Here is an 18,053-nt window from a genome sequence, read left to right on the forward strand (position 1 = left end):
CGGCCAGCCCGGCGCGCAAGCCGGCGCCAGCTGCCGCGCCGGCAAAGCCGGCGAAAACCGGCACGACCCTCATTTCCGGCGACAAGGTTGTCGCCCGGCAGGATGTGGATGCGTTCGCCGAGGGCTCGGCGGTGCTCACCCGTGACGCCACCCGGGTCGAGGCCGACAAGCTTCAGTACTTCGAGCTCACCGACGAGGTGGAGGCTACCGGCAATGTGCGCATGACCCGTGGCACCGACGAGATGACAGGCCCGCATGCGCGCATCAAGGTGCAGGAGCAGGTCGGCACCTTCGATTCGCCCAGTTACGCCATCAGCCGTCCGCCGCGCCCGCCGCAGCCCGGTCAGCTGCCGCTGCTGCCAGGCCAGGCTGTGCCGCTGCGCCAGCAGCCGCTCACCGGGCATGGCTCGGCCGACAAGCTGGATCTGGAAGGCGAGAACCAGTTCCGCTTCTTCAACGCCACCTGGACCAGTTGCAAGCCCGATCGCCCGGACTGGTATCTCAAGGCCAAGGAACTCCAGCTCGACTACGACAGCGAAGTGGGTGATGCCACCGGCGGGACGCTGGTGTTCAAGGGCGTGCCACTGGTTTACATGCCGTGGGCGGATTTTCCGCTGGGTGAAAGCCGCAAGTCCGGGGTGTTGTCGCCCACCTTCGGTACGTCGAACAAGGTCGGTTTCGACCTCACGGTTCCGTATTATTTCAACATCGCACCAAACTACGACGACACCCTGACTGCCCGCTACATGGGGCGTCGCGGCCTGCAGATGCGCAACGAGCTGCGTTACATCACGCCGACCCGCCGGGGCACCACCTACCTCGAATACATGCCGGAGGACCAGGTCGAGAAGCGCAGTCGCTACGCCGGTTCGGTCCGGCACGACGAGGTTTTCGGCAACGGCTGGGCGGGCAACATCAACTTCTCCGGGGTGTCCGACCCGCTGTACTTCATCGACTTGAGCTCGCGCCTGGCCCTGACCTCACAGGTGAACCTCCTGCGTCAGGGCTCCCTGAGCTATTCGGGCGGCGGCTGGTGGACGGCCACCGGCATGCTGCAGGCTTTCCAGACCCTGCAGGACCCCAACGGAGCGACGGTCACCCAGCCTTACAAGCGGCTGCCCCAGCTGACCCTGAACGCCAATCGGCCCGAACTGCCGGGGGGCACCACCTTCCTGCTCAACAGCGAGTTCGTGGCCTTCAGCCATCCGACGCTCGACGAAGGCCGTCGCACGACCTTCTATCCGCAACTGGCGCTGCCGCTGCAGACCTCGGCCTTCTACGTGACGCCCAAGATCGGCGTCCACGCCACCCGCTACGATCTCGACCGGCGCACCAGCACCGGCGAGAACACGGTGACGCGCAGTGTGCCGATCGTGTCGGTGGATAGCGGTGTCAGTTTCGAGCGCGATACCAGCTTTGGTGGCCGGGACTACATCCATACCCTTGAGCCGCGGGTGTATTACCTCTACGTGCCGTATCGCGACCAGTCGATGATTCCGAACTTCGATTCGGGATCCTACGACTTCAACCTCGCCCAGATCTTTGCCGAGAACATCTTTACCGGCGGCGACCGTATCGCCAACGCCAACCAGGTCACCACCGCGGTCCAGACCCGCCTGATCGACCCGGCTACCGGCGCCGAGACCGTTCGTGCCGCCCTCGGCCCGCGTTTCTATTTCGAGGAGCAGCGGGTCTTCCTGGATTACAAGAACAAGAACGGCGTGGCGACGCGCAGCGGCAAGCAGCCCGACATGCTGGCTGCCGCCAGCGGGACCATCGCCCCGAAAACCCAGCTCGATACGGCCTGGCAGTACAACACCCAGGAAAGCTGGACCGAGCGTTTCAACGTGGGCGTGCGTTACCAGCCGGCCTACGCCCGGGCGCTGGGTGTCAGCTGGCGCTACCGGCGCAATTATTCGAGCGACCCGGCTTCGCCCAACGGCTTCCGTGACATCGACCTTACCGGCCAGTGGCCCCTGTGGGGCAACTGGTATGGCGTCGGCCGCTACAATCGCAACCTGCGCGACCACCGTCTGACCCAGGGTATCGCCGGGGTCGAGTACAACGCCGGCTGCTGGGTCTTCCGCGGCGTGGTGCAGCACTTGACCACCAGCGCCACCGACGTGAACCGTTCCTTCTTCTTCCAGCTCGAATTCAACGGCGCCGGCAGCCTGGGCTCCAGCCCGCTCAATGTGCTCCGTCGTGGCGTTCCCGGATATGGCAAGATCAACGACGGCTCCAACCCCTTCTCCAGCGACGACGCCTTCTGAAAGACCGCCCCACTCATGAAACTGATCGTCTCCCTGCTTGCCGCCTCCCTGTTCGCCCACTCAGCCCTTGCTGCCGACGGGCCGGTGGAGGTGGACCGCATCGTGGCTGTCGTGAACAGCGAAGTCATTACCCGCTCCGACCTGCGCCTGCGCGTCGACCAAGTGACCCGTCAGCTCTCCCGGCAAGGCACCACGCTGCCGCCTGCCGAGGTCCTCGAAAAACAGGTCCTGGAGCGCCAGATCATCGAGCGCCTGCAACTGCAACTGGCCACCGAGACCTCCCTGCGTGTCGATGATGTGACCCTCGACCGGGCCCTGGGCCGGATTGCCGACAACAACAAACTGTCGATGACCGATTTCCGCAAGGCGCTCGAGAAGGACGGTCTCTCCTGGGAGCGCTTCCGCGAAGAGGTGCGCAACGAGATCCTCCTGACCCGCGTGCGCGAGCGCGAAGTGGAAGGGCGCATCGTGGTCTCCGATGCGGAGGTCAGCAACTTCCTGGCCAACCCGGAAAACGTGGTCGGCAAGGAAGAGTACAACCTGTCCCACATCCTGTTCCGCACCCCTGAAGGCGCGAGCCCCGAGCAACTGGCCCGGGTGCGTGCCAAGGCCGAGGGCGTGGCCGCCCGCATTACCCGTGGCGAGGCCTTCGACAAGCTGGCCGCCAGCTACTCCGATGCACCGGACGCCCTGTCGGGCGGCAACCTGGGCTGGCGCAGTGCCGAGCGCCTGCCAGGCATCTTTGCCGAAGCCGTTGCCGGCCTCAAGCCCGGCGAGACGACGCCGATCCTGCGCAGCGCCGCCGGCTTCCACATCGTCCGGGTGGTGGACAGCAAGGGAGGCAGCCAGGCCGCGGCGCCGGTGCAGGTCCAGCAGACCCGCGCCCGTCACATCCTGATCAAGACCAGCGAAGTGGTTTCCGACGCCGACGCCCGCCGGCGCCTGACCGACCTGCGCGAGCGCGTCGTTCAGGGCGGTGCCAACTTTGCCGACCTGGCCAAGGTGCATTCGGCCGACCTGTCCGCCTCCAAGGGCGGCGATCTGGGCTGGATCTACCCGGGCGATACGGTGCCCGAGTTCGAACAGGCCATGGAAGCCCTCAAGCCGGGCGAACTCAGCCAACCGGTCCAGTCACCCTTCGGCTGGCACCTGATCGTGGTCGAAGAGCGCCGTGTGCAGGATGTCTCCGACGACCGCAAGCGCGCCGCCGCCCGTAACGCCCTGCGCGACCGCAAGGCCGACGAAGCCTACCAGGACTGGTTGCGCCAACTGCGCGACCGGGCCTACGTGGAATACCGCCTCGAAGAAAAGTAAGGGGAACACGGGCGTCGACTCCCGGTCTGACGCCCGTACTCTTCCTTTCCCCGGCGCCTCTCATGGCGCCCCTCCAGCCAGTACCCCCCAAGATGTCTACCCAGATTCCCGTTCTCGCCATCACCAGCGGTGAGCCCGCCGGTATCGGCCCCGACCTGTGCGCTGCTCTGCCGCGTCGCGAGTGGCCGGCCCGTCTCGTCGTGCTCGGCGACCGCGAGATGATCGCCGCCCGCATCCACGCCGTCGAACCATCCCTCGATATCATCGACTACACCCGCGATGGCGCACCTCGCGAGGGCTGCCTCGAAGTGCTGCATGTGCCGCTGGCCATGCCGGCCAGCGCCGGCAAGCTCGACCCGGTCAATGCCCGTTACGTGCTGGATGTGCTCGATCGGGCCATCGCTGGCTGCAAGTCCGGCGAGTTCGCCGGCATGGTCACCGCACCGGTGCACAAGGGCATCATCTGCGACGCCGGCGTGCCCTTTTCCGGCCACACCGAATATCTCGCCGAAGCCACCGGCACGCCGCTGGTGGTGATGATGCTGGTCGGTGGCGGCCTGCGGGTGGCGCTGGCCACCACCCACCTGCCGCTCAAGGACGTCTCCGCCGCGATCACCCGGCCGCTGCTCGTCGATACCTTGCGCATCCTCCACAAGGATCTGCAGGCGCGCTTCGGCCTGGCTGCTCCGCGCATCCTGGTGGCCGGCCTCAACCCCCACGCGGGGGAGGGCGGCCATATGGGCAGCGAGGAAATCGAAGTCATCACCCCGGTGCTCGACGCGCTGCGTGCCGAAGGCATGCAACTGATCGGCCCGCTGCCGGCCGACACGCTGTTTGTACCGCACACCCTCGAGCAGGGCGATGCGGTGCTCGCCATGTACCACGACCAGGGCTTGCCGGTGCTCAAGCACGCCAGCTTTGGCGGCGGCGTTAACGTCACCCTCGGTCTGCCGATCATCCGCACGTCGGTGGATCACGGCACCGCCCTCGATCTGGCCGGCAGCGGCCGGGCCGATCCGGGCAGCCTGTTTGCCGCGGTGGAGCTGGCGATTGCGATGGCCGCCGGTCGGCCCAAGGTATGAACACACGTCGACGTCTTCTGCTCGGTGGTGCCTCTGCGCTGGGTCTGGCGGCCTGCGGCGAGCTGCCCCGCAAACCCGATCTGCCGGCTCCGCGCCCGGCAGCGGCCCGCCTCAAACCAAGGATTGCACTGGCCCTGGGGGGCGGCGCTGCCCGCGGTTTTGCCCACATTGGCGTGATCAAGGCTCTCGAAACCAACGGTATCGTGCCCGACTTCGTGGTCGGTACCAGTGCCGGTTCGGTGGTCGGTGCGCTCTACGCCGCCGGCCACGGCCCGTTCGAGCTGCAGAAGCTGGCGATCCAGCTGGATGAATCCTCGGTGACCGACTGGAGCCTGTTCGACCGCGGCGTCATCAAGGGCGAGGCGCTGGAGCGCTTCATCAACACGAACGTGGGCAACCGCCCGATCGAAGGCCTCAAGCGCCGTTTCGCGGCCGTCGCCACCGACTTGCAGAGCGGTGAGCCGATCATCTTCCAGCGTGGCAATACTGGCACCGCCGTGCGCGCCTCGTCGTCGATTCCCGGTGTCTTTCCACCGGTGGCCATCGGCGGGCGCGAATACGTGGATGGCGGTCTGGTGGCGCCGATTCCGGTCAAGGAGGCGCGTTCCCTCGGGGCCGATATCGTGATTGCCGTGGATATTTCCGGGCGTCCCAGCGGCAAGAAGAACCAGGGCAGCCTCGACGTGCTGCTCGACACCATCGCCATCATGGGCGGCGCCCTCGGCAAGGTGGAGCTGCACGGTGCTGAAGTGGTGATCAGCCCGGACATGCGCGGCCTGGCATCGACCAACTTCCAGCAGCGCCACGAGGCGATCCTGGCGGGTGAGAAGGTCGGCTTTGCCGCCATAGCAAGAGTTAAGGACGCGATTGCGGCCTGGGAGAGAAAAAATGGCTGAAGAAGAACGGACGACCGAGCAACATTTCGCGCGCAAGCGCTTTGGCCAGAATTTCCTGTCCGACCACAACATCATCCGCAAGATCATCGACGCGATCCGCCCGGCGGCCGACGACCGCATGGTGGAAATCGGACCGGGCCTTGGCGCAATGACCGAGCCGCTGATGGCGCGCCTCGATCACCTGCACGTGGTCGAGATCGATCGCGACCTGATCGCCCGTCTCAAGACGGCCCATTCGCCGGACAAGCTCACCATTCACGAAGGCGACGCCCTCAAGTTCGACTTCGGCAGTCTGGTGGCCGATGGCGCGCCGCTGCGGGTGGTCGGCAATCTGCCCTACAACATCTCCACGCCCATCCTCTTTCACCTGGCCGATTACGCCGAGCAGGTGAAGGACATGACCTTCATGCTGCAGAAGGAGGTGGTGATGCGCATGGTCGGCTCGCCGGGCACGGAAGAGTACGGCCGCCTGTCGGTGATGCTGCAGTACCGCTTCAACATGTTCCGCATGTTCGACGTGCCGCCGGGGGCTTTCCGCCCGGCACCGAAGGTCATGTCGAGCATCGTGCGCATGGTGCCCAAGCCGCGGGCCGAGTGCACCGCGACCGACGAAGCCCTGCTTGGCAAGATCGTCACCGCCGCCTTTGGCCAGCGTCGCAAGACGCTGCGCAACACGTTGCGCGAGTTTCTGGATGAAAGCGGATTCGCAGCCCTCGGCATCGATCCGGGCCTGCGCGGCGAGCGGCTCAGCATGGAAGCGTTCGTGGGCATCGCCAACTACGTGGCAGCCCGCCCGGCTTCCTGAGCGCCGCCGTACAGCAATAAAAAGGCCCGCCACCGGCGCGTAACGCGCACGGGGCGGGCCTTTTCATGAACGGCTGTTTTGAGTCGGCGCTCAGTCCTTTTTCATCGGACAGGTGCTCATGCCGAGCAGCGGGTATACCGGGCAGAAGCCGGTCAGGCCGGTGGCGAGGGGCACCACGCCGATCCACGCCCATACCGGACCGCCGAGGGCTGCCCAGGCCACCAGGGCCACGCCGCCGCCAATCCGCAAAATCTTGTCGATACCGCCCACGTTCGTTTTCATGATCGCCTCCAGGTACGTTTGTCTATCAGGTGCCTGTATTTGACCCTTGTCGAGGGAGGGTGTCTGTAACCTTGGTTACACAGCCCGGATCAGCCGCCGGCGATGCGGCGCAGGCCAGCCGGGTCGAGGATTTCCACCTGCTCCCGCGAGAGGCCCACCAGGCTTTGTTCGGCGAAGCCCTTGAGCAGGCGGCTGACGATTTCACGCACGCTGCCCAGTTCGTCGGCGAGTTGCTGGTGAGTGGTGTGTACGCGCTGGCCCTTGCCCAGCAGGAGTGCAGCGAGGCGCTGGTCGAGCTTGCGGAAGGCCACTTCCTCGATCAGCTGCATCAGGTCGGCGATACGCTCGGAAAACAGCTGGAAGATGAAATCGCGAAAGGCCGGCTCGCCGAGCAGCGCCTGAAAATCGGCGATGGGCAGGACCAGCAGCGTGGTTTCGGATTCGCTGACACCGCGGGCGTTGTAGGGCGTCTGGCCGAGCAGGCAGGCCGAGGAGATGATGCAAGTCTCGCCCGGCGTGACCCGGTAGAGCGGCAGCTCGCGCCCGTTGGGCGCGGCCTTGACGACCCGGATACTGCCCGACAGCACGAAGGGAAAACCCTGGCAGGGTTGGCGCTCATCGAAAACCGTGGTGCCCGCCGGGATGGTGAGCAAGCGGGCCCGCTCCTGCAGACGCGACCGGGCGGCCTCCGACAGGTGCTCGAGGATCGGGTAGAGGGCGAGGGCGTTGCTGCCGGCCACGGGGATACTCATGCGAGTTCGATGACCACCGGCGTGTGGTCGGACGGGCGCTCCAGCTTGCGCGGTTCCTTGTCGGTGTAGCAGGCGCTGCATTTGTCCACCAGTGGCGCGGAGATCAGCAGGTGGTCGATGCGCAGGCCGAAGTTGCGGCGGAAGGCCATGAGCCGGTAGTCCCACCAGGAGAAGCTGCGTTCGGGCTGTTCGAAGAGACGGAAAGCGTCAGTCAGGCCGAGGGCGATCAAGGCCTTGAAGGCGTCCCGTTCGGGCACCGATACGTGGATCTCGTCCTTCCAGTCCGGGTGGGCGTCGCGGTCTTCCGGTGCCACGTTGTAGTCACCGGCGAGGACCAGCTTTGGCGTGCTCTGCAGCTCGGACTTCAGCCAGCCGGTCAGGGCTTCGAGCCAGGCCATCTTGTAGGCGAACTTCTCGGAGCCCACGGCCTGGCCGTTGGGAAAGTAGCCGCAAACGATGCGCACCCCGTCGAGGGTGCCGGCGATGATGCGCTTTTGCTCGTCGGCAAAGCCGGGAATGTCATAAACCACGTCGGCCAGCGGTTCTTTGGTGAGGATGGCCACGCCGTTGTAGGTCTTCTGTCCGTTGAACACGGCGTGGTAGCCGGCGGCTTCAATCTCGGCGAGGGGAAAGCCCTTGTTCTCGCATTTGAGTTCCTGCAGGCACAGGGCATCGGGCTGGTGTGCGGCCAGCCAGTCGAGGACGTGGGGCAGGCGGACCTTGAGGGAATTGACGTTCCAGGTGGCGATTTTCATGGGGGGCTGTAATCCAGTGCCGGCAGGGCTTTTGATTTTATCGTCGGGGTGTGGCTGCACGGTCAGCCACGCGTGCCCATTGTGCCAGTCACGCCTTCCCGGGCAAACGGCTGCCGGTTGTCCGGTGGTGGGGGAGGATACGAAAGAGCCCCGTCTGGCGGGGCTCTGTTGCTGCTGCAGGCACGGCAGGGTTTATTTGCCGGAATGCGTGGTCGTCGCGGCGAGCAGCCTTTCCGTTGTGACACCGACCGCCTTGGTATTGGCGGCCGCGAGGCTGGAAGCTTGCTGGGCAATCTTGGTGAACATGTCGAAACCGGAGGACCAGCTGCCACCGGGGCTTGGGTACTTGCCGGGCGTCGGGCCCTTGCCGGCCGGTGCGAAGTAGGAGGCCATGAGCTTGTTGATTTCGCTCTGCGAGTTGGCGGCGATTCCCTGGGCATCGCTGAAGTAGGCGACGACCTTGCGGGCCGCCGGTCCGGTGAGCGGGCTTTCTCCCGACTTCAGGGCCTCGAGGCCCGGCGGGTGGTTCAGGATGTCGGAGGCGGCGACGGCATCGGTCAGCGCATTGCGTGCCACCTTCAGATTCAGGGCAGCCAGTTGTTCAATGCTGGAAAAGGCGATTTTCGACAGCGCCATCAAGGCGTTCGTGCTGGACTCGACGGCGTCGATCGGTTCGGGGGCGGCGGTGGGCATGAAGTCTTTCCTTGTGGGTGCGCTGCGTGGGTGGCCCGGAGGCTGGACCAGTGTGGCCCCATGAGGCTGGGAGTCAAGCACCAGGGGCGGATCGCGTGCAACCCGCCCCGCGGCTTTTAGCGCTTGCCGGCGGGATAGCCGGCTTTGTCGAGGAGGCTGTTCCAGGGCTGGGCGGCGAAACCCGCTTCCATTTCCTTGCCGACGCCGAGGCTCGGAACGAAAGGATCCTGGCCGAAGCGTTTCTTGAAGGTGCTCACGTCGTCGGCACTTTCGAGGCGCGCTTCGGTGAAGGGCACACCCCGCTTGCCGAGCAGTGCGCGGGCTTCGTCACAGGCCTTGTCGCAGTCCTTGCCGACGTACAGGGTGACCGGAAACTCGCCGGCCGCCTTGCGGGTGGCGAAGGGGAGCTGGGTGTTGCCCCGGTTGGGCTGGACGTTGCGCTCCTCGAACTTCTTGACCGCCTGGGGCGGTGGCTGGTCGCTGTATTGGACGTGACCATCCTTGTCCACCCAGCGGTAGGCACTTTGCGCCGCGGCCGGCAATGCGGCGGCAAGGAGGAGCAGGCCGGCGAAACGACGCATCCGCATCATGCAGACACCATGCCGCTGTGGCGCAGGAGGGCATCGACCTGCGGTTCGCGGCCGCGGAAGGCCTTGAAGGACTCCAGCGCCGGCCGGCTGCCGCCGACGGCCAGGATCTCGTTCCAGAAGCGCTCGCCGGTTTCCGCGTGGAGCACGCTGCCTGCCGGGCCCGCGGCTTCCTCGAAGGCGGCGAAGGCGTCTGCCGACAGCACTTCGGCCCACTTGTAGCTGTAGTAACCGGCCGAGTAGCCGCCCGCAAAAATGTGGCTGAAGCTGTTGGGAAAGCGGTGCCACGCCGGCGGCACGAGCACGGCGACTTCCTTGCGCACTTCGGCGAGGAGGTCCATGTAACTTTGCCTGGCCGGGTCGAAATCCATGTGCAGCAGCAGGTCGAAGAGCGAGAACTCGAGCTGGCGGACGGTGCCCATGCCGCTCTGGAAGTTCTTGGCGGCGAGCATCTTGTCGAAGAGTTCCTTCGGCAGCGGCTCGCCGGTTTCGGCGTGGGCGGTCATTTCGCGGACCACGTCCCATTCCCAGCAGAAGTTTTCCATGAACTGGCTGGGCAGCTCGACCGCGTCCCACTCGACACCGTGGATGCCGGAAACGGCCAGGTCATCGATGCGTGTCAGCAGGTGATGCAGGCCATGGCCGGCTTCGTGGAACAGGGTGATGGCGTCGTCGTGGCTGAAGGTGGCCGGTTTGCCGCCCACCGGGCCGGGGAAGTTGCACACCAGGTAGGCTACCGGGGTTTCGATGCCGTCGGGAATGCGTCGTCGGGTGATGGCGGAATCCATCCAGGCGCCACCCTTCTTGGTGTCGCGGGCGTAGAGGTCGAGGTAAAACTGGCCGATCAGTTCGCCGTCCCGCTCGATGCGGAAGAAGCGCACATCCGGGTGCCACACGGGGCCGCTGTCGGGCTTGATGTTGATCTGGTAGAGCTTTTCGACGACGCCGAAGAGGCCTTGCAGGACCTTGTGTTCGGGCAGGTATTCCTTCACTTCCTGCTCCGAGAAGGCGTAGCGGGCGACGCGCAGCTTTTCGGAGACGTAGGTCACGTCCCAGGGCTGGAGCGTGTCCAGACCCAGTTCGTCTTTGGCGAAGGCTTGCAGTTCGGCCAGATCCTTCTCGGCGAAGGGCTTGGCCTTGACGGCCAGTTCGCGCAGGAAACCGAGGACCTGATCGGTGGAGTCGGCCATTTTGGGAACGAGGGAGACTTCGGCGTAGTTGTTGTAGCCCAGCATCTTCGCTTCTTCGGTGCGCAGGGCGAGCAGCTTGCCGATCAGTGGGCCGTTGTCCCATTCGGGCTTGCTGAAGCCGTTGTCGATTTCGGCGGCGCGGGTGGAGTAGGCCCGGTAGAAGGTTTCGCGCAGGCTGCGGCTGTCGGCGTACTGCATCACCGGCAGGTAGGAGGGCATCTTGAGACCGAACTTCCAGCCTTCCACACCGGCCTTTTCGGCGGATTCGCGGGCGGCGGCGATCACGTCGTCGGGCAGTCCGGCCAGCTCGGCTTGGTCGGTGACCACGTGGGCAAATGCGTTGGTGGCGTCGAGCACGTTTTCGGAGAACTTGGCGCCAAGGCTGGCGAGTTCTTCCTGGATGGCCTGGAAGCGCGGTTTCTGCTCGTCGGATAGCTCGGCACCGGACAGGCGGAAGCCGCGCAGTTCGTTGTCGATGATGCGCTGGCGGGCCGGGCTGAGGGTGGCGAACTCGGCGCCGTTGCGGATTGCCTTATATTTTTCAAAAAGCTTAAGGTTTTGCCCCAATTCGGCGTAAAAACGGGTGACCTCGGGAAGCATCGTGTTGTAGGCCTCCCGCCATTCGGGGGTGTCCATGACGCTGTGCATGTGGGCGGCGACGCCCCAGGCACGACCGACGCGTTCGCTCTCGTTCTCGATGGGTTCGACGAAGTTGGCCCAGGTGGGCGGGGTGGGGTCGTCCTGCAGGCGTTCGATGGTGCTGTGCAGGGCGTCCAGCAGGCTGCGGACAGCGGGTTCCACGTGGGCCGGCAGGATCGTGTCGAAACGCGGCAGGCCGGACAGTTCAAGCAGGGGCGAGGTGGCAGGAGTCGTGGTCATTTTCGTTGGGGTGATCGGTTGAATGGTTTCATTTTGCCGAATTCCGCGGGGAGTGTCGCCTCTGATGGCGCAGGGACGCGGGGCGGTTGGACCGGAAAGGGGCTAGCGTGAGTGACAAGGCATTGAATCTGGCGGAGCAGGCTTTCCTGCATTCGATTTCCCAGGAGCTGGAAAACGGCGAGTTGCGCTTTCCGACCTCGATGGAGGTCACCATGCGGGTGCTGGAAGCGCTGGATGATCCGGACATGGATCTCTCGAGCATGTCCACGATGGTGTCGGCTGAGCCCTTGCTCGCTGCCCGTACCGTGGCGCTGGCCAATTCGGCCTGGTACAACCCGGGCGGACGCCTGGTGACCGATGTGCCGAAGTCGCTGGTGCGGATCGGTTTTGCCAAGCTGCGGGCCTTGTCGGTGGCGGTGGCTGCCGAGCAGTTGATGCACCGTGAGGTGCTCGGCCCCTTTCAGCCGATGATCCGCAAACTGTGGGCTCATTGCGTGGATGTGGCAGCGACCGGCTGCGTGCTGGCTCGTCGATGTACCCGCCTGGATCCGGATGCGGCCTTCTTTGCCGGCATGGTTCATGACATCGGGCAGTTCTTCCTGCTGGCGCGGGTGTGGGAATACCCGGAAATGCTCAGCGACGAGAGCCCCTTGTCGGATCTGGTGCAGGTCTGGCACGCACCTATCGGGCGGGCCGTGTTGAGTGCGATGAGCATGCCGCGGGAACTGGTGGATGCCGTGGATAACCCGGAAATCTACGGGGGAGAATGGCCGCCGAAGTCGATTCCCGACCTTGTCTTCATCGCCAACCTGGTGGCCGAGACGCGTAATCCCTTCTCCCATGAGGACGAAACCTTCCGCAGCGGGCTGGCCAGGGCGGCGACCCTCGGTCTTGACGAGATGCTGCTGGCGGACGTGCTGGCCGAGTCGGTCGAGGAGCGCCGGATGCTGATGGACCTGTTCCGTATCGGCTGAGGCCGGACGCGCCGTCCGTAAACGCAACAACCCGCGCAAGGCGGGTTGTTTGCTTTCAGGCCCTGAGCGATGCTCAGAGGGTCTGGCCGGTGAGGTGCTCGTAGGCTTCGACGTACTTGGCGGCGGTGCGGGCGATGACTTCTTCGGGCAGCTTGGGGCCGGGGGCGACCTTACCCCAGGTCAGCGTTTCCAGGTAGTCGCGCACGTACTGCTTGTCGTAGCTGGGCGGGCTGATGCCTTCGGCGTAGCTGTCGGCGGGCCAGAAGCGGGACGAGTCCGGCGTCAGGGCTTCGTCGATCAGATGCAGGGTGCCGGCGGCGTCGATGCCGAACTCGAACTTGGTGTCGGCGATGATGATGCCGCGGGTGGCGGCGAAGTCGGCGGCCTGGGAGTACAGCGCGATGGCCGCGTCACGGGCTTCGACGACCAGTTGGGCGCCGGTTTTGCCGGTGCCCTTGAGGGCTTCGGCGAGGACGGCGTCGGTGTGAGCCTGGGCCTGTTCAAAGCTGATGTTCTCGTCGTGATCGCCCACTTCGGCCTTGCTGGCCGGGGTGAAGATCGGGGCGGGCAGCTTCTGGGCCTGCTTGAGACCGGCCGGCAACTGGATGCCGCAGATGGCGCCGGTGTCCTGGTAGTCCTTCCAGCCGGAGCCGATCACGTAGCCACGCACCACGGCCTCGATGGGCAGCGGGGTGAGGCGCTTGACCACCAGTGCACGGCCGCGCACCTGGTCGCGCTCGTCGGCGGCCACCACGGTTTCGGGGTCGATGCCGGTGAGCTGGTTGGGGACGATGTGGCCGAGCTTGGCGAACCAGAAGCTGGCCATGGCGGTCAGCACTTCGCCCTTGCGGGGAATCGGATCCGGCAGGATCACGTCGAAGGCCGACAGGCGGTCGGAGGTGACGATGAGCAGCTTGTCGGCGTCAACGGCGTAGATGTCGCGCACCTTGCCACGGGCGATAAGGGGCAGGCTGCGGATGGAGGATTCGAAGAGCGGTGCGGTCACGGTCTGGGGTCCGTTGGTGGACAAAAGGTGATTATACCGGTGGAGACGGTCCGGGCGTCAGTGCCCGCTCTCTGCGGCCGCCAGATGCTTCCTCATGCGGTGCATGCTGAAGGCGACTAAGCCGGCAATGAGGGGAATGGCGACGGCGGTGATGCCTTCCGGCGTGAAGGGTTCGATCTGGTGCTTGAGGCCCTTGGCCATGTATTGCACCAGTTGCGAGGCGTAGTAAGTGATGGCGACCACCGACAGGCTTTCGACGGTTTCCTGCAAGTGCAGCTGCAGTTTGGCGCGGCGGTTCATCTGGGCCAGCAGTTCCTGGTTCTGGCGTTCGAGTTCGACTTCGACCCGTGTGCGCAGCAGCTGGCTGTTGCGGGCCACGCGACTGGACAGGTCTTCCTGCCGGCGGGCCATGGTTTGACAGGTGTTCATGGCGGGCAGCAGGCGTCGTTCCATGAATTCGTGGAAGGTCGGCAGGCCGATGATGCGGCGCTCGCGAAGTTCGGCAATGCGCTGCATGACCAGGCTGTGATAGGCCCGGGCAGCGCCGAAACGGAAAGTGGTGCGGGCGACCGAATGCTCGACGTCGGCGGCCATGCTGGTCAGGTCGGCGAGCACGCTGCGTTCGTCTTCAGTGGAGCGGGCGCTGCCGGTGCGGTCCATCAGGTCGGCGAGCTTGCGTTCGGCGTTGCCGAGCAGGCGCCCGACGTCCTTGGCGACCGGAAAGGCCAGCAAGGCCATCAGGCGGTAGGTTTCGATCTCGACCAGGCGCTGCACGGTGCGGCCGGCCTGGCGGCGGGTCAGGGATACGTCGATGACCAGGAAGCGCGAGAAGCCGTCTTCGAACAGGAAGTCGGTGAATACCCAGGCCGCGCCGTCGGCCACGATGGCGCCAACCATCTGGCTGCCGATGGGGGAGAGCTTGTCCATCACGCTTTCGGGCGTCACTTCGGCGGCGGAGCGCAGCTCGACATGGGTGGCGACGATGAGCTTGCCGGGCAGGCTCTGCAGCCAGGCTTCAGGCACCACGGCGAGGGCCGAGGTGGGTACGTCGAGGCCTTCGCCACGGGCGACGGAGCGGAAGAAGGTGTAGCTGGAGAACTCGTTGTGGAGTTCCCACTTGAGCTGGAAATGACCGAAGTCGATCAGGCGATGAGTGCCTTCCGCGTCGACGGGCTGGCCGAGGAGTTTGCCGAGGGCGATCAGGTGCTGCAGCGCGGCGCCGCCGCTTTCGCCTTCGTGGTGCATGGCGAGGTAGCTGATCAGCGTGGGGCTTTCCAGCGGCACCGGCGGGCGGGCGTGGAATTCGGCGTTGAGGGCCTGGCGCTGGTCGTGCTCGGCGAAATGGTCGGGCAGGGTCATGGTGGCTGCACTGCGGCGAAATCCGCCGGGCGTGATCGGGGATTCATCTTGCCGTTACGGAAGGCTGGCTGGCAAGGGCTATGCGTCAGCTGGGTGTGCGCCCCGTCACGGTGCGTTGTTGCGGTGCAACAAAATTTAGCCCGCGCGGTACAGGCTGATCAGCAGGGCAATGAGGATGAGTGCGAGTCCGACGCTCAGCACGCGTGTGCGGCGGCGCAGGGCTTCGGTGGTGCGGACGAGTTCGGCATTCTGGCTGGCGAGGGCAGCCAGCAGTTCGGCGCTGTCCTGCTGGCGGGCGTCGATTTCGGCCAGGCGCGCTTCGAGGGCGGCCATGCGCTGGTCGGGGCTGGCGGTGGGGGCGGCCGTGGTGGCCTGCGTTTCGGTCGTCTTGCGGGTGGCGACCTTTTCCCACAGTTTTTTGGCGCCCTTGGCGACACCGGGGGCGTGGTTGATGACGTCGGACCAGGGAATGGCGCGGAACAGCGTGAACCAGGGAGCAGCCATTGGCGGGACCTTTCAAGAAGTCCGGAGCCGGTAATCCGGCCCCGAACCGGGGGATTGCTTAGCGGACGATCTGGTTCAGGCTGCCGCTCTTGTAACCGGCGGCGATCTTGTCGAGGCTGATCGGCTTGATCTTGCTGGCGTTGCCGGCGGTGCCGAAGGCTTCGAAGCGGGCCTTGCAGACCAGCTTGGCGGCTTCGCGGGCGGGCTTGAGGTAGTCGCGCGGATCGAACTTTTCGGGGTTCTCGAAAAGGTACTTGCGGATTGCGCCGGTCATGGCCAGACGGATGTCGGTGTCGATGTTGATCTTGCGCACGCCGTACTTGATGCCCTGGACGATTTCTTCGACCGGCACGCCGTAGGTTTCCTTCATGTCACCGCCATGCTGACGAATGATTTCGAGCAGCTCTTGCGGCACGCTGGAGGAGCCGTGCATGACCAGGTGGGTGTTGGGGATGCGCGCGTTGATGGCCTTGATGCGCTCGATGGCGAGGATGTCGCCGGTGGGCTTGCGGCTGAACTTGTAGGCGCCGTGGCTGGTGCCGATGGCGATGGCCAGGGCGTCGCAGTTGGTCAGCTTGACGAATTCGGCGGCCTGGTCCGGGTCGGTCAGCATCTGGGAGTGATCCAGCACGCCTTCGGCGCCGATGCCGTCTTCTTCACCGGCCTGACCGGTTTCGAGGGAGCCGAGGCAGCCCAGTTCGCCTTCGACGCTGACGCCGATGGCGTGGGACATTTCGACGACCTTGCGGGTCACGTCGACGTTGTAGTCGAAGGAGGACGGGGTCTTGCCGTCTTCGAGCAGGGAACCATCCATCATCACCGACGAGAAGCCGGAGCGGATGGCGCCCATGCAGATGGCGGGGGACTGACCGTGGTCCTGGTGCATCACGACGGGGATGTGCGGGTAGGCTTCGACGGCGGCGTCGATCAGGTGGCGCAGGAAGGCTTCACCGGCGTATTTGCGGGCGCCGGCGCTGGCTTGCATGATGACCGGGCTGTCGGTTTCCGCAGCGGCTTCCATGATGGCCTGGACTTGTTCGAGGTTGTTGACGTTGAACGCAGGCAGGCCATAGCCGAATTCGGCGGCGTGGTCGAGCAGCTGGCGCATGGAAACTAGGGACATGGTGTTTTCTCCGAGGGCCGGGAGCCCGGCCGGGTATAGACGTAAAAAACCGGATTCTAGCGTGTCGGCATGAGGCCTGCTCGCCTGGCAGGCCTCAAGATTGCGTGGCGGGTGGTGCCGGTCACGCGGGAAGGCCTGTCAGGCGTTGGGTTTCGGGGTGTCGCCGACGCGCACGATTTTCATCGTGTTGGTGCCGCCGGCCGAGCCGATCGGTTCGCCGATGGTCAGCACAATGAGGTCGCCGTAATCGACCACGCCTTGTTCGAGCAGGATCTGTTCGGCTTCCCACAGCAGCACGTCGCGGTCTGCGTGCACCTGCGACATGAGCAGCGGGTAGACCTCCCGGTAGAGGGTCATCTGGTTGCGGGCGGAGACTTCCGGGGTGAGGGCGTAGATGGGCACGCCGCTGTTCAGACGGCTCATCCACAGGGCGGTGGAGCCGGTCTGGGTGAGGGCCGCGATGGCTTTGACCTTGAGGTGGTAGGCGGTCCACATGGCGGCCATGGCGATGGACTGGTCGATGCGCGTGAAGATGCGGTCGAGGAAGTCGCGGTCCATGGTGACTTCGGCGGATTTTTCGGCTTCGAGGCAGATGCGCGCCATCGATTCGACAACCTCGACCGGGAAGGTACCGGAGGCGGTTTCGGCGGACAGCATCACCGCGTCGGTGCCGTCGAGCACGGCGTTGGCTACGTCGGAGACTTCAGCGCGGGTCGGCACCGGGCTGTGGATCATCGACTCCATCATCTGGGTGGCGGTGATGGCCAGTTTGTTGCGCTCGCGGGCGGCGCGGATCATGCGTTTCTGCAGGGCCGGCACGGCGGCGTCGCCGACTTCGACGGCCAGGTCGCCGCGGGCCACCATGATGCCGTCGGAGGCGTCGAGGATTTCTTCGAGGTTGGCGACCGCTTCGGTGCGCTCGATCTTGGCGATCAGCATGGCGCTGCTGCCGGCGGCGCGCAGCAACTGGCGGGCCATGTACATGTCGGCGGCGCCCTTGGGGAAGGAGATGGCGACAAAATCCACGCCGATCTGCGCGGCGGTCTTGATGTCGTCCATGTCCTTGGCCGTGAGGGCCGGAGCGGTGAGGCCGCCGCCCTGGCGGTTGATGCCCTTGTTGTTGGACAGTTCGCCGCCGACTTTGACGGTGGTGTGGATTTCATGGCCGAGGACGCGTTCGACACCCAGCTTGAGGCGTCCGTCGTCGAGCAGCAGGACGTCGCCCGGCTTCACGTCGCGGGGCAGATCCTTGTAGTCGAGGCCGACCCGGTGGGCGTTGCCCGGTCCGGCGAAGGCAGCGTCGAGGATGAAGGCGGCGTCTTTTTGCAGGATGATCTTGCCTTCCTCGAACTTGCCGACACGGATCTTGGGGCCCTGCATATCGGCCAGGATGCCCACCGGGCGGCCGGCCAGCTGGGAGGCTTCGCGGATCTGGTTGGCACGGGCGATGTGGTCTTCGGCCTTGCCGTGCGAGAAGTTGAGGCGGACCACGTCCACGCCGGCCTGCACGAGGCGCTCAAGGGTGGCGATGTCGGATGAAGCGGGACCGAGGGTGGCGACGATCTTGGTGTGGCGGGACATG

At 65.3% G+C, this 18,053-nt stretch carries 17 protein-coding genes; 6 read left to right on the forward strand and 11 right to left on the reverse strand.

The window, feature by feature from the left end; genetic code table 11:
- The 5 genes from ETQ85_RS13440 to rsmA form a co-directional block, all read left to right on the forward strand.
- Window positions 1-2,270, forward strand: a 2,270-nt coding sequence (locus tag ETQ85_RS13440; protein WP_246128764.1) for an LPS-assembly protein LptD, incomplete at its 5' end; no start/stop codon positions are given.
- A 15-nt stretch (window positions 2,271-2,285) separates the two neighbouring features.
- Window positions 2,286-3,584: a peptidylprolyl isomerase gene (locus ETQ85_RS13445; RefSeq protein ID WP_148579590.1), complete on the forward strand. Its 1,299-nt coding sequence runs from the start codon at window positions 2,286-2,288 to the stop codon at window positions 3,582-3,584.
- A 92-nt stretch (window positions 3,585-3,676) separates the two neighbouring features.
- A complete protein-coding gene (pdxA, locus tag ETQ85_RS13450; RefSeq protein WP_148579742.1) occupies window positions 3,677-4,666 on the forward strand; it encodes a 4-hydroxythreonine-4-phosphate dehydrogenase PdxA in 990 nt (329 codons plus the stop codon).
- Complete coding sequence (locus tag ETQ85_RS13455) at window positions 4,663-5,562, forward strand: patatin-like phospholipase family protein (RefSeq protein ID WP_148579591.1); 900 nt, start codon at window positions 4,663-4,665, stop codon at window positions 5,560-5,562. The genes pdxA and ETQ85_RS13455 overlap by 4 nt, the downstream gene beginning before the upstream one ends.
- Window positions 5,555-6,367 carry a 16S rRNA (adenine(1518)-N(6)/adenine(1519)-N(6))-dimethyltransferase RsmA gene (rsmA, locus tag ETQ85_RS13460; protein ID WP_148579592.1) on the forward strand — a complete coding sequence of 271 codons (813 nt, stop codon included), beginning with the start codon at window positions 5,555-5,557 and terminating at the stop codon, window positions 6,365-6,367. Before ETQ85_RS13455 ends, rsmA begins: the two co-directional genes overlap by 8 nt.
- Window positions 6,368-6,457: 90 nt before the next feature.
- Here rsmA and ETQ85_RS13465 read toward each other — a convergent pair whose 3' ends face one another.
- The 6 genes from ETQ85_RS13465 to ETQ85_RS13490 all read right to left on the reverse strand — a co-directional run bounded on the left by ETQ85_RS13465 (window position 6,458) and on the right by ETQ85_RS13490 (window position 11,505).
- Entirely contained in the window at window positions 6,458-6,649 is a 192-nt protein-coding gene (locus ETQ85_RS13465) for a YgaP family membrane protein (RefSeq protein WP_148579593.1), read from the reverse strand.
- An 89-nt stretch (window positions 6,650-6,738) separates the two neighbouring features.
- Entirely contained in the window at window positions 6,739-7,401 is a 663-nt protein-coding gene (locus tag ETQ85_RS13470) for a Crp/Fnr family transcriptional regulator (RefSeq protein WP_148579594.1), read from the reverse strand.
- Entirely contained in the window at window positions 7,398-8,156 is a 759-nt protein-coding gene (gene xth, locus ETQ85_RS13475; RefSeq protein WP_148579595.1) for an exodeoxyribonuclease III, read from the reverse strand. Before xth ends, ETQ85_RS13470 begins: the two co-directional genes overlap by 4 nt.
- Before the next feature lie 192 nt (window positions 8,157-8,348).
- Window positions 8,349-8,849, reverse strand: a complete 501-nt coding sequence (locus tag ETQ85_RS13480; RefSeq protein ID WP_148579596.1) for a phasin family protein — start codon at window positions 8,847-8,849, stop codon at window positions 8,349-8,351.
- Window positions 8,850-8,965: 116 nt separating this feature from the next.
- Window positions 8,966-9,439, reverse strand: coding sequence for a DUF4124 domain-containing protein (locus ETQ85_RS13485; protein ID WP_148579597.1), 474 nt, complete (start codon window positions 9,437-9,439; stop codon window positions 8,966-8,968).
- Window positions 9,436-11,505: a M3 family metallopeptidase gene (locus ETQ85_RS13490; RefSeq protein WP_187394706.1), complete on the reverse strand. Its 2,070-nt coding sequence runs from the start codon at window positions 11,503-11,505 to the stop codon at window positions 9,436-9,438. The genes ETQ85_RS13485 and ETQ85_RS13490 overlap by 4 nt, the downstream gene beginning before the upstream one ends.
- 107 nt (window positions 11,506-11,612) lie before the next feature.
- On the opposite strand from ETQ85_RS13490, the gene ETQ85_RS13495 reads away from it, so the two are divergent.
- A complete protein-coding gene (locus ETQ85_RS13495) occupies window positions 11,613-12,479 on the forward strand; it encodes an HDOD domain-containing protein (protein ID WP_148579598.1) in 867 nt (288 codons plus the stop codon).
- Window positions 12,480-12,552: 73 nt separating this feature from the next.
- Here ETQ85_RS13495 and ETQ85_RS13500 read toward each other — a convergent pair whose 3' ends face one another.
- The 5 genes from ETQ85_RS13500 to pyk form a co-directional block, all read right to left on the reverse strand.
- Window positions 12,553-13,485 carry a phosphoribosylaminoimidazolesuccinocarboxamide synthase gene (locus ETQ85_RS13500; protein WP_148579599.1) on the reverse strand — a complete coding sequence of 311 codons (933 nt, stop codon included), beginning with the start codon at window positions 13,483-13,485 and terminating at the stop codon, window positions 12,553-12,555.
- 57 nt (window positions 13,486-13,542) lie between these two features.
- Window positions 13,543-14,844 carry a DUF3422 family protein gene (locus ETQ85_RS13505; protein ID WP_148579600.1) on the reverse strand — a complete coding sequence of 434 codons (1,302 nt, stop codon included), beginning with the start codon at window positions 14,842-14,844 and terminating at the stop codon, window positions 13,543-13,545.
- Window positions 14,845-14,979: 135 nt separating this feature from the next.
- Window positions 14,980-15,348 carry a hypothetical protein gene (locus ETQ85_RS13510; RefSeq protein ID WP_148579601.1) on the reverse strand — a complete coding sequence of 123 codons (369 nt, stop codon included), beginning with the start codon at window positions 15,346-15,348 and terminating at the stop codon, window positions 14,980-14,982.
- Between the two features lie 58 nt (window positions 15,349-15,406).
- On the reverse strand, window positions 15,407-16,471 hold the full coding sequence (gene fba / locus ETQ85_RS13515) for a class II fructose-bisphosphate aldolase (RefSeq protein ID WP_148579602.1): 1,065 nt from the start codon (window positions 16,469-16,471) through the stop codon (window positions 15,407-15,409).
- Between the two features lie 138 nt (window positions 16,472-16,609).
- Window positions 16,610-18,052, reverse strand: a complete 1,443-nt coding sequence (gene pyk, locus ETQ85_RS13520) for a pyruvate kinase (RefSeq protein ID WP_148579603.1) — start codon at window positions 18,050-18,052, stop codon at window positions 16,610-16,612.
- Window position 18,053 lies beyond the last annotated feature (1 nt).

The sequence above is a fragment of the Zoogloea oleivorans genome, from assembly GCF_008107625.1.
Taxonomy (GTDB): domain Bacteria; phylum Pseudomonadota; class Gammaproteobacteria; order Burkholderiales; family Rhodocyclaceae; genus Zoogloea; species Zoogloea oleivorans.